The organism is Microbacterium halimionae (assembly GCF_011761265.1).
Classification (GTDB): Bacteria; Actinomycetota; Actinomycetes; order Actinomycetales; family Microbacteriaceae; genus Microbacterium; species Microbacterium halimionae.
This window is the reverse complement of sequence record NZ_JAAOZB010000002.1, coordinates 745,817-757,676: the sequence shown is the minus strand read 5'-3', so window position 1 is coordinate 757,676 and position 11,860 is coordinate 745,817. Positions and strand designations below refer to the sequence as shown.

8 protein-coding genes are annotated in these 11,860 nt (G+C 60.7%); 2 read left to right on the top strand and 6 right to left on the bottom strand.

Annotated elements, in window-relative coordinates; all coding sequences use genetic code 11:
* Positions 1–40: 40 nt before the first annotated feature.
* From gatB to gatC, 3 genes are read right to left on the bottom strand one after another with little or no spacing between them, the layout of a single operon-like run.
* The gene (gatB, locus tag FHS06_RS11355; protein ID WP_167049366.1) at positions 41–1,555 is read right to left on the bottom strand and encodes an Asp-tRNA(Asn)/Glu-tRNA(Gln) amidotransferase subunit GatB; all 1,515 of its coding nucleotides are present in this window, start codon (positions 1,553–1,555) and stop codon (positions 41–43) included.
* On the bottom strand, positions 1,555–3,066 hold the full coding sequence (gene gatA, locus FHS06_RS11350) for an Asp-tRNA(Asn)/Glu-tRNA(Gln) amidotransferase subunit GatA (RefSeq protein ID WP_167049363.1): 1,512 nt from the start codon (positions 3,064–3,066) through the stop codon (positions 1,555–1,557). Before gatA ends, gatB begins: the two co-directional genes overlap by 1 nt.
* Positions 3,063–3,362, bottom strand: a complete 300-nt coding sequence (gene gatC / locus FHS06_RS11345) for an Asp-tRNA(Asn)/Glu-tRNA(Gln) amidotransferase subunit GatC (RefSeq protein ID WP_167049361.1) — start codon at positions 3,360–3,362, stop codon at positions 3,063–3,065. The genes gatA and gatC overlap by 4 nt, the downstream gene beginning before the upstream one ends.
* Positions 3,363–3,411: 49 nt before the next feature.
* On the opposite strand from gatC, the gene FHS06_RS11340 reads away from it, so the two are divergent.
* On the top strand, positions 3,412–5,109 hold the full coding sequence (locus FHS06_RS11340; RefSeq protein WP_167049359.1) for a long-chain-fatty-acid--CoA ligase: 1,698 nt from the start codon (positions 3,412–3,414) through the stop codon (positions 5,107–5,109).
* Here FHS06_RS11340 and ligA read toward each other — a convergent pair.
* Genes ligA through FHS06_RS11325 form a run of 3 tightly spaced genes read right to left on the bottom strand, consistent with a single transcriptional unit; the run spans position 5,106 to position 9,676 of the window.
* A complete protein-coding gene (gene ligA / locus FHS06_RS11335) occupies positions 5,106–7,355 on the bottom strand; it encodes an NAD-dependent DNA ligase LigA (protein WP_167049357.1) in 2,250 nt (749 codons plus the stop codon). The genes FHS06_RS11340 and ligA overlap by 4 nt on opposite strands.
* 32 nt (positions 7,356–7,387) lie before the next feature.
* Positions 7,388–8,485 (bottom strand): tRNA 2-thiouridine(34) synthase MnmA, encoded by a 1,098-nt coding sequence (gene mnmA / locus FHS06_RS11330; RefSeq protein ID WP_167049355.1) that lies wholly within the window; start codon positions 8,483–8,485, stop codon positions 7,388–7,390.
* Between the two features lie 9 nt (positions 8,486–8,494).
* Positions 8,495–9,676, bottom strand: a complete 1,182-nt coding sequence (locus FHS06_RS11325; RefSeq protein WP_167049353.1) for a cysteine desulfurase family protein — start codon at positions 9,674–9,676, stop codon at positions 8,495–8,497.
* Positions 9,677–9,732: 56 nt separating this feature from the next.
* Between FHS06_RS11325 and glgX the strand changes: the two genes are divergently transcribed.
* Positions 9,733–11,817 carry a glycogen debranching protein GlgX gene (glgX, locus tag FHS06_RS11320; protein WP_167049351.1) on the top strand — a complete coding sequence of 695 codons (2,085 nt, stop codon included), beginning with the start codon at positions 9,733–9,735 and terminating at the stop codon, positions 11,815–11,817.
* The last annotated feature ends 43 nt before the right edge of the window (positions 11,818–11,860 follow it).

The window sequence follows — 11,860 nt, the reverse complement described above, 5'->3', positions numbered from 1 at the left end:
TCTCCCACCCCACCGACATGCGGGGTGGGAGAATCGAGACTTAGCCCGCTGCACGCTCCAGGACTAGCTCACGCACTCGAGCAGCATCAGCTTGGCCTCTCATAGCCTTCATCACGGCTCCGATGACTGCGCCCGCAGCCTGAACTTTTCCATCGCGAATCTTCGCGAGCACGTCCGGCTGAGACTGGAGCGCTTCATCGATTGCAGCGATCAGTGGGCCGTCATCCGAAACGACAGCGAGTCCGCGCGCGTCGACGATCTCTTGCGGCGTCCCTTCACCTGCAATCAAGCCCTCGAGCACCTGCCGGGCGAGCTTGTCGTTGAGTGTTCCCTCATCGATGAGCTCCTGCAGCTGCGCGATATGCGATGGGCTCACAAGCTCAGACGGCTCCCGGTTTTCGGCGTTCGCAATACGTGTAATTTCGCCTGTCCACCACTTGCGGGCAGCGGCCGGGCTTGCGCCCGCGTCAATCGTCGCCTCAACCTCAGCGAGAACTCCACCGTTCACGACACTCTGGAAGTCGAGGTCAGTGAAATCCCAAGCGATCTTCAGACGACGACGACGAGCTACCGGAGGCTCCGGAAGAGCCGCACGCAGCGAGTCAATCAACTCGATAGACGGTGCCACCGGCAAAAGATCCGGCTCCGGAAAGTACCGGTAGTCATCTGCATCCGACTTCGGGCGACCCGGCGATGTTGTTCCGGTGTCTTCGTGCCAGTGTCGGGTTTCTTGAGTAATCGTTCCGCCCGAGGCGAGAATCGCGGCCTGTCGCTGAATCTCATACTTCACCGCGCGCTCGACCGAACGCATGGAATTCACGTTCTTGGTCTCGGTGCGCGTGCCAAGCTTTTCGGCACCGCGCGGGCGAAGCGAAACGTTCGCGTCACAGCGGAGGTTTCCGAGTTCCATGCGTGCTTCCGAGATCCCTAGCGAACGCACGATGTCACGAATAGTCGAGACGTAGGCTTTCGCGATCTCGGGCGAGCGGTGTTCGCCGCCATAGATCGGCTTGGTGACGATCTCCACGAGAGGAACACCAGCACGGTTGTAGTCAACGAGCGAATACTCGGCACCCTGAATTCGGCCGGTTGACCCGCCCATGTGGGTGAGCTTGCCGGCGTCTTCTTCCATGTGCGCACGCTCGATAGGAAGCTGGATGATCGTGCCGTCAGATAGCTCGATCTCCACCGATCCTTCGAATGCAATCGGCTCATCGAACTGCGAAATCTGGTAGTTCTTGCCGAGGTCCGGGTAGAAGTAGTTCTTCCGCGCGAATCGGCTCGAGGGCGCAATCGAACAGCCCAAAGCTAGACCAAGGCTGATCGAAGAGCGAATGGCTTCTTCGTTGACAACCGGCATCGCGCCGGGAAGACCCATGTCTACCGGCGCCACCAGAGTGTTCGGCGCCGCGCCATGGTTCTCTAGTGCAGCAGGATTAGCTGCGGGCGAGAACATCTTCGTTTTGGTATTGAGTTCGACGTGAACTTCGAAGCCCATGACGGGCTCGAACATTTCAAGAGCCTCGTCGAAATCCATCAACTGAGCCTTAGCCATCAGCGTGCCCCTCCCAGAACAGGTGCGCGGTCCCATAGCGGGCCGCCCCACTCCGCGACCAAAGCCGCTTCCATTGCCGCGCCTACTCGATACAACCGGGCATCCTCTCGGGCCGGGGCCAGGAACTGAATACCCACCGGCAGACCGTCTTCTTCGGCGAGCCCTGACGGGATCGAGATTCCGGGGATGCCAGCGAGGTTCGCCGGGATCGTTGCGACGTCGTTGAGGTACATCTGCAGCGGGTCTTCAAGCTGTTCGCCAAGACGGAATGCTGTCGTTGGTGCGGTGGGCGTGGCAATCACATCGACCGAGCTGAAAGCCGCGTCGAAGTCCTGCTGAATCAAGGTGCGAACCTTCTGTGCCGAACCGTAATACGCATCGTAATAACCAGCGCTCAGCGCGTATGTGCCGAGGATGATTCGACGCTTCACCTCGTCGCCGAATCCTGCGTCGCGTGTTGCAGCCATGACGTCCTCGACTGTTCCACCGGGTACGTCGACGCGCATACCGAATCGCACCGAGTCGAATTTGGCGAGGTTGCTCGAAGCCTCAGCGGGCAAAATCAGGTAGTAGGCAGCAACACCGTGCTCGAAGTGAGGCGCGCTTACCTCCACGATCTCCGCTCCAAGTTGCTCGAGCTTATTCAGAGCATTCCGGAAAGATGACGCAACACCGGGTTGGAAACCAGCTTCCGGCAGTTCGCGCACAACGCCGACGCGGAGGCCTTTCAAAACATCACCGCGGGCACCTTCACGCGCGGCATCCGCGAATGAAGGCCACGCCTCGACAAGCGATGTCGAGTCTCGAACGTCGTGACCGGCGATGACATCGTGCAACAGGCCGGCGTCAAGCACAGTCCTGGTGACCGGGCCGACCTGATCAAGGCTTGAAGCGAGCGCAATAGCACCGTAGCGACTCACGCCACCGTAGGTCGGCTTCACGCCCACCGTTCCCGTCATATGTGCGGGCTGGCGAATGGAGCCACCGGTGTCTGACCCGAGCGCCAATGGCGCTTCAAATGCAGCTACAGCCGCAGCAGACCCACCACCGGAGCCACCAGGCACGCGGTCGAGGTGCCACGGGTTGTGCGTCGGACCGTAGGCCGAGTGCTCAGTGGAGGAACCCATGGCAAATTCATCCATGTTGGTCTTTCCGAGGGGAATGAGACCTGCAGCCCGCGCGTTCGCCACAACCGTCGCGTCGAACGGTGACATGTAACCCTCAAGAATTCGTGAGCCGCTCGTCGAAGGCATGTCGGTGGTGACCAACACATCTTTGATCGCAAGCGGAACGCCGGCTACTGGGCCGAGTTTCTCCCCCGCCGCCCGTCGCCGGTCGATGTCTGCCGCGGCTTCAAGAGCAGCTTCATTGACGTGGAGAAACGCGTGGATCTCACCGTCTACAGCGCGAATTCGCTCGAGGTGTGCAGTCGTTGCTTCAACGCTTGATACTTCGCCCGCGGCGAGCTTGCCCGCAAGTTCGGCCGCGCTCAGCTTTATGAGATCGCTCACTGCTCTTCTCCCAAGATCGCTGTCACGCGGAATCTACCTTCAGCCGCATCAGGTGCATTCTGCAGAGCCTGAGCCGGAGTCAGCACGGCTTCAGGAACATCTGGACGATACACATTCTGCAGCGCGATCGGATGACTCATCGCGGGCACTTCAGCCGTCGCGACCTGCGACACCTTCGCGACATTGTCGACAATGGCGTCGAGCTGATCGGTGAGGCGTTCCACCTCGTCGGCACTCAGCTGAATCCGGGCGAGGACACCGAGATGGTGGACGAGTTCGGGGGTGATTTCAGACACCGCACAAGTCTAGGCCGTCGACATCGTTTGGCCCGCCTAGGCTAATCGCGTGACGACGTTTGATCCGCCCCGGCCCTGGACCGCAAGCTACGCCGACGGCGTCCCTGAAGATCTCGCGGCGGTATCCGGTTCGCTACTTGACATCGTGGAACAATCCGCACGAGATCATCCTGATGCTCCTGCGCTCGAATTCTTCGGACGCACAACGTCATACCGCGAGCTTCAAGATCAGATCGAGCGCGCTGCAGCTGGTCTTCACCAGCGTGGCGTGCGCGCGGGTGATCCGGTCGCGATCGTTCTTCCGAACTGCCCTCAGCACATCGTGGCCTTCTACGCCGTGCTTCGCCTTGGTGCTGTTGTTGTCGAGCACAATCCGCTCTACACAGCGCGAGAGCTACGCACGCAGTTTCAGGATCACGGCGCCGTGCACGCAATTGTGTGGAGCAAGGTCGCCTCCACGGTGCAGGCTTTACCCACCGATCTCGCCGTGCGGACACTGGTATCTGTAGACATCACTCGCGCGATGCCGTTCACCACCCGAGCAGCTCTTCGGCTGCCGATCCACAAAGCCAAAGAGGCCCGCGCTGCTCTTCATGTGCCTGTTCGCGGCGCGATCGAGTGGACCGAGTTGCTCAATACCGCCGCGCTTGCGGCCACGCACCCGTTTCCTGGTACCGATGATCTCGCGATCATTCAATACACAAGCGGCACCACCGGTACGCCGAAGGGCGCTGCGCTGAGCCACCGCAATCTGCTGGCGAACGCAGCACAATCCCGGGCATGGGTTCCTTCCATCCATCGCGGTGAAGGATGCGTGGTCTACGCAGTCCTCCCAATGTTCCACGCGTACGGGCTCACGCTCTGTCTCACGTTTGCCATGTCGATGGCAGCACGACTAGTGCTCTTTCCCCGTTTTGATCCCGACATGGTCCTCGCCGTTGCTCGAAAACGGCCCGCGACTTTCCTCCCTCTAGTGCCACCTATTGCGGAACGCCTCCTCACTGCCGCCAAGGAGCAGAACGTTTCGCTACACGGCACCGAGGTTGCGATCTCGGGGGCCATGCCACTCCCGCACACCCTTGTCGTCCCGTTCGAGCAGGCCTCCGAGGGATACCTCGTCGAAGGTTATGGGCTCAGCGAGTGCTCCCCCGTACTCATGGCAAACCCTGTCGCCGACAATCGTGTTCCTGGCACGGTGGGGCTTCCGCTTCCCGGAACAGAGTGTCGTGTCGTGGATCCGGAGAACCCAACGCAGGATGTTGAGCCCGGAACTGCTGGGGAGCTCATCGTGCGCGGGCCGCAGGTCTTCCGGGGCTACTACGGCAACCCCGAGGCGACGTCTGAAGTTTTCGTTGACGATTGGTTTCGCACCGGCGATATCGTGACGATTGATGACGGAGGATTCGTTCGAATCGTCGATCGGATTAAGGAGCTGATCATCACGGGCGGCTTCAACGTTGCTCCGACCGAAGTTGAGAATGTGCTCCGTCAGCACCCGGATATTGCTGACGTCGCCGTCGTAGGGCTCCCAAGCGAGCGTTCGGGAGAAGACGTAGTGGCTGCTGTTGTTGCCACCTCAGGTCAAGCAATCGACGAAGCGGCCGTGCGCGAATTCGCTCGCAGCATCCTCACGCCTTATAAAGTTCCTCGCCGCATAGTCGTTGTCGACTCTCTTCCTAAGTCACTAATCGGCAAAGTTCTGCGCCGGCGCGTGCGGGACGATCTGCTCTCCAGCGACAACGACTAGTCGAGCGCCGACGGCCCCTCTGTCACCAACAGGTGGAACTGGGCAGCGTCGATAACGCGCACACCCAAATCTTCGGCTTTCGAAAGCTTTGACCCTGCTCCGGGGCCGGCCGCGACAAAGTCCGTCTTTTTCGACACGCTCGACGCCGCTTTGCCGCCAGCCGTGATGATCGCTTCTTGCGCACCATCGCGTGTGTATCCGTCGAGGGTTCCCGTAGCGACGACGGTGACACCCTCGAGTACGCCGCCGACGGTTGCCGCAGCGCCCGGTCCAGGATGTCCCGGAGTAGCAAGCTGCGCGCCTGCTGAGGTCCAATTTTCCACGATGTCTCGGTGCCAATCGACTTCGAACCAATCGAGCACCGCATCGGCGATGATCCCGCCGACGCCTTCGACGGCTGCCAGGTCTTCGCGCGAGGCACTCCGAATTGCCGCTATCGAGCCGAACCATTGAGCGAGAGCCCGGCCTGCCACGGGACCCACGTGGCGAATATTCAGTGCAACAAGAAATCGCCACAGTTCCGCTGCCTTAGCTTTCTCGATGTTGGCGAGTAACTCGACAGCCGCTTTAGAGAGCACCCAGTCGGCATCGCCGTCGAAGGTCCCACCTGTCCCCGCGGGCGGGTCGGTCCGCTTTCGCTGGCGCCGAAACGGAGAGCGTGTATCTGGTTCGCCGGATTCGGTGAGCCGAGCGAGTCCGGTTTCGGGGTCGCGCACAATGACGTCAATCGGAAAGAGTTGTTCAGGTGTCAGGTCGAACAGGCCTGCTTCCGTAGCAAGCGGCGGACTTTCGGGACGCAACGGTTGAGTCAACGCAGCAGCCGAAACCTCGCCGAGCCCTTCGATGTCTAACCCGCCGCGCGAACCAATGTGCTCAACGCGACCGCGAACCTGCGCCGGACACGAGCGCGTGTTCGGACAGCGAAGATCAATGTCCCCCTCTTTTGCGGGGGCAAGCAGTGATCCACAGTCGGGACAAGCCGACGGCATGACGAAGGCGCGTTCGCTCCCATCGCGGAGCTCGACCACCGGCCCGAGCACTTCAGGGATGACATCTCCGGCTTTCCGGAGAACGACCATGTCACCGATCAACACGCCCTTAGCCTTCACAACTCCCTGATTATGAAGAGTCGCTTGGCGAACCACGCTTCCTGCAACAAGCGCGGGTTCCATGACAGCGAACGGCGTCGCGCGGCCGGTTCGGCCAACAGAGACGACGACGTCAAGCAATCTCGTATTCACCTGTTCCGGAGGGTACTTGTAGGCGATTGCCCACCGCGGTGCTCGACTCGTCGCGCCGAGCTCATCGTGGAGCGCCAAATCATCCACTTTGATCACGATGCCGTCTATCTCATGCTCAACTTCGTGACGATGTTCGCCGTAGTAGCGGATGAAGTCATCAGCATCCGACACAGAGTCGACAACGCGATAGTAAGCACTCGTCGGTAAGCCCCACGTGCCGAGCAACTCGTAGAGTCCGCTCTGGGTAGCTGCGGGCGGGTTCTCCCATGCGCCTATCCCGTGGACAGTCAAGCGGAGACGGGCAAGTCGCGCATCCATTGCTTCGCGTTGACGCGGATTCTTGCCCTCGCTCTTTTGACGCAGTGAACCCGACGCCGCGTTCCGCGGATTGGCAAAGAGCCTGTCGCCCAGTTCTTCCTGACGAGCATTCAACGCGGTGAAGTCATCCACGGTGAAGAACACCTCACCACGCACTTCAAACAGCGAAGGGATGTCGTCGCCGTGCAACCGCTGCGGAATCGACGGGATGCGGCGCACATTCTCGGTCACGTCTTCGCCGACGCGACCATCGCCACGAGTGGCCGCAGTCACGAGGCGTCCGTTCTCGTAGCGGAGCGAGAGCGCAAGACCGTCGATCTTTACCTCGCACAGGTAGGCCAGTGGATGACCAGCGTCGCGTTCGACGCGCGCACCCCAGGCGGCGAATTCTTCTCTGCTAAAGACGTTGTCGAGGCTCAGCATGCGCTCGGCGTGCGTCACCGGATCGAAAAGCGTGCCTGAAGCCGCACCAACCGTTAGTGTCGGCGAATCCTGGCTCTGAAGCTCGGGATGAAGGCGCTCCAGCTCTTCGAGCCGCTGCATCCATGAGTCATAGGTGGCGTCGTCGACCATCTCTGCGTCGCGTCCGTAATACGCGTCGCGAGACGCCGAAATACGCTTGACGAGTTCCGCAACCTCTTCGCGGGCATCGTCAGGAGTCTCTGCCTCAGTGTTCTCAGGTGCCACCTCTCAATTCTAGAGAGGGCCACCGACACGCGTCATGCGTTGACAGGAACCGCAGAAACCGTTTTGTCGACGGTGAACTGCCCGACGACGCGGGTACCGTCGTAAAGCACAGCTGTCTGACCAGGCGCGACGCCATCAAAAGGCACATCGGGGGTCGCCGTCACTGTGCCGTTTTGCCAGGTCGCGAGAGCCGGAACAGGTTCTGAATGCGCACGAATCTGCACGTGACAACGAAATTCTGTTTCAAGGGGGGCACGGCCAGCCCATGAAAAGCGAACTCCCGAAATCTCTGCTGTCGCGAGCGCCTCTTTTGGACCGACAACAACTGTGTTTGATACGGGTCGAACCTCAAGAACGAAACGGGGCTTTCCATCGGATGCCGGCACGCCCAATTTCAGCCCGCGCCGCTGACCAACAGTGAAGGCGTGCGCGCCTTCGTGGCTTCCCACGACGTCGCCGTTCCGGTCAAGAACTTCGCCAGTCTCAGCACCGACTCGTTCGCCGAGCCAACCGCGGGTGTCGCCGTCGGGAATAAAACAAATGTCGTGGCTGTCGGGCTTGTTCGCAACCGTCAGTCCCCGCGCCTGCGCTTCGGCCCGCACAATCGCTTTCGATGGTGTCGACCCGAGCGGAAAGTACGTGTACCGCAGCTGCTCTTCCGTCAAAACCCCGAGCACATACGACTGGTCCTTCGCGGCATCCGATGCGCGGTGCAGCTCGAGACCGTTCCCCTCATCGACCAGCGTCGCATAGTGGCCCGTGCAGACAGCATCGAACCCGAGCTCAATCGCACGCTCCAAGAGAGCCGCGAACTTGATTTTCTCGTTGCAACGCATGCAGGGGTTGGGGGTACGTCCGGCCTGATACTCCGAGATGAAATCCTCGATGACGTCGTCGCGGAAGCGCTCCGAGAAGTCCCACACGTAGAAGGGAATCCCAAGGAGGTCAGATGCCCGACGAGCGTCCATCGCATCTTCGATCGTGCAGCACCCACGACTACCCGCGCGGAGCGTGCCACCGGCGCGTGAGAGAGCAAGATGCACGCCCACGACGTCATGACCTTCGTCGACTGCCCGGGCAGCCGCCACGGCAGAATCAACACCACCACTCATTGCTGCAAGAACACGCATAAGAACAGTCTACGAGCGCGCGTCGGCACGGGCGCGAGACGCCGCAGCTCGCTCGTGCGCAACAGGGAGCGCAAAGAGCAATTCATCGACATCGGCGGCGGCGGTTGTTCGTCCGAGAGAAATTCGTAGTACAGAGCGCGCATCGGCATCCGATCGACCCAAAGCGCGAACAACGTGAGAGGGTTCGGCCACTCCCGCTTGGCAGGCAGAACCCGTCGAAACCGAGATTTGGGCCTGATCGAGCATAAAGAGCAACGTTTCGCCGTGTGCACGAGGAAAGAGAATATTCACGTTGCCGGGTATCCGATCGCTCGGGTCCCCCAGCAGCTCGGCGTCAGGGACAGCCAAGCGGATGCCGCGCACGAGATGCTGCGCTAAAGCACTCAGCCGGGCGCTCTCGTGTTCCCGCTCGGCCTCTGCCGCAACAGCCGCCGCAGCGAACGCCGCGGCTCCCGGAACGTCCTGGGTGCCTGCGCGGAGCCCGCGCTGTTGCCCCCCACCATGTTGGAGCGGCGACAGCCTCGCAGTGCGCGATGCGACAAGAGCACCGACTCCGACCGGGCCGCCCACTTTGTGGGCCGACACGCTCAACGCCACGAGGCCCACCCCTGCGTCGGCTTCGGCACGGATGGATGAGAACGAGAGCGGAATGTGGCCGAATGCTGCAACTGCATCGAGGTGAAGCGGTACGTGTGCCTCGGCTGAAAGCGCAGAGAGCCGCGCCACCTCATTCACCGTGCCGACCTCGTTGTTCGCTACAAGAGCTGTGGCTAAAGCCGCTCCCTGCAGGCTGTCGGCGAAGCCATCAAGAGATATTCGACCCACTCCATCGAGCGAGACTGCGCGGACCTCGGCACCCTCGTGAGTCGTCAGCCAGGTCACGGCATCCATTGTCGCGTGATGTTCTCCGTCAGGAAGAACGACTACGCCACCGCTTTGCCGCGCCCACCAAAGTCCCTTCACAGCAAGGTTGATGGATTCGGTGCCACCAGAAGTGAACAGCACTTCAACCGGATCACAGCCCAGAACGTGTGCGAGTTTTTCACGTGATTCTTCAAGCAAACGCCGTGCCGACTGACCGCTACCGTGGATTGAAGAGGCGTTGCCCGTCACATCTACAGCCGCGAGCCACGCGTCCCGAGCCTCGGGCCGCAACGGGCTTGTGGCGGCGTGGTCAAGATAAACCGACAAAGCAGTTCTCCCTCCACTGTGTTCTGACTAGCCCTGGCATTACTACTGTAGATCGCATGCTCACAACGGAGCCCTCAGCGCCCTCTCCCCGTGCGGGTCTCCTAGACCCCATTTTCAACGACCTTGGAATTACCTTGCATGCCGACGGCGCGACTCTGCGAGTCTGGTCCGCATCGGCGTCGAGTCTCGAGCTCGTTATTTTTGATGACACCGACCTCGATTGGGCCCTCGACACTCTCCCGTTAGAACCTCGCGGCGATGACGTGTGGGAGATCACGACCACGGCCCTTCGCCCCGGCGTGCGGTATGCGGTGCGGGCGAACGGGCCCTACGGGCCTGGTAACACGTTCAATCCTCAGACGCTTCTCATCGAGCCCTACTCGAAAGGACTCGTGAGCACGGGCTACCAGGACTGGCGCTCGGTTGTTGTGGACGGTGAATTCAACTGGGGCGGCGTCCAGAAACCAGCTATTCCGATGGATCGAACCGTCATATACGAGACTCACGTCAAAGGAATCTCCAAACGGCACCCCGATGTGCCGCCCTCTCTGCACGGCACCTATGCGGGGCTTGCCCATCCGGCGATGATTGAGCACTACCTGAAGCTCGGTATCACCAGCATCCAACTTCTGCCGGTGCATCAGTTCGCTTCCGAGCCGCGATTGTTGCAACTCGGACTCACCAACTACTGGGGCTATAACTCCGTCAATTTCTTTACGCCACACAGCGCCTACGCGACTCAAGCCGCACGAAGCGAGGGGCCAGAGGCTGTGTTGCGCGAGTTTAAAGGCATGGTGAAGCTTCTCCACGAAGCGGGGCTCGAAGTCATCCTCGATGTGGTCTACAACCACACAGCAGAGGAGGGCATCGGGGGACCGCGAAGTAGCTTTCGCGGGATTGACAACCGCAATTACTACCGCCAGCAGGATGAAGGCACGTACATCGACGTCACAGGATGTGGCAATTCGGTGAACACTGCGACGGATGCCGCAGCAAGGCTTGTGCTCGACTCGCTGCGCTACTGGGCACAAGACGTGCAGATCGACGGATTCCGTTTTGATCTTGCGGCGACGCTCGGCCGTGACAGTCACCACAGCTTCACCCCCGAGCATCCGTTGCTGCGTGCGATCATCGACGATCCGCAGCTCGCTGGTGTGAAGAAGATCGCCGAGCCGTGGGATGTCGGACTCGGCGGATGGCAGACCGGCAACTTTGGCGAAGGCTGGCTCGAATGGAACGACAGGTACCGTGATCGCGTACGGAACTTCTGGTTAAGCGATGTGGACTATGCGCGTCGCGCCGCGAGTGCTCCGGTAGGCATCGGCGGATTCGCGACACGCCTCGCGGGTTCGTCAAACACCTTCAGCGCCGAGCGTGGTCCGTTGGCGAGCGTCAATTTCGTCACAGCACATGACGGATTCACCCTGCGCGACCTCGTTTCTTACGACGTCAAGCACAACATGGGCAACGGTGAGCAAAACCGCGATGGCGCAAGTACAAACCGATCCTTCAATCATGGCGCTGAGGGGCCAACGACTGATGAGGGAATCCTTGCCACACGCAGGAAAGCCATGCGCAACCTCCTCGGGACGCTGCTCCTCTCGGCCGGTGTTCCGATGCTTACCGCAGGCGACGAATTCGGTCGGACACAGCGCGGCAACAACAACGCGTACTGTCACGATTCCGCACTCACCTGGATGTCGTGGCAAAACTCGCCTTGGCAAGAGGACCTTTTCGCACATGTACAACGCCTTCTCGCTGTTCGCGCGGAAAACCCCGCGCTCCGCCCGGTCCATTTCGCGCGACTCGGAGAACTCACCCCATCTGCATCGGTGATGGAGTGGTTCGACGAAGGCGGGCAGACAATGTCGAGCGAACGATGGACTGACCCCTCTCACCGCACCTTGCAGTATGTTGCCTCGTCGACTCCGGAATCCGAAGAGTTCAACCGCATCTTGCTGATAGTCCACGGCAACGAGACCTCAATCGATGTCACGCTTCCTCTCGTTGACGATGTGCAGGGATTCACGTCCCTGTGGTCGAGCGCCGACGACGTCCCGCTCGTACCGGGCGATAGCTACGTCCCGGGTGGCGCCGTCAACATGCCGCCGACCTCGATGCATCTTTTTCGCGCCTCTTAGCACACTCAAGTTGATAGCTGCAGGGTTGCCATGCTCGCGATAG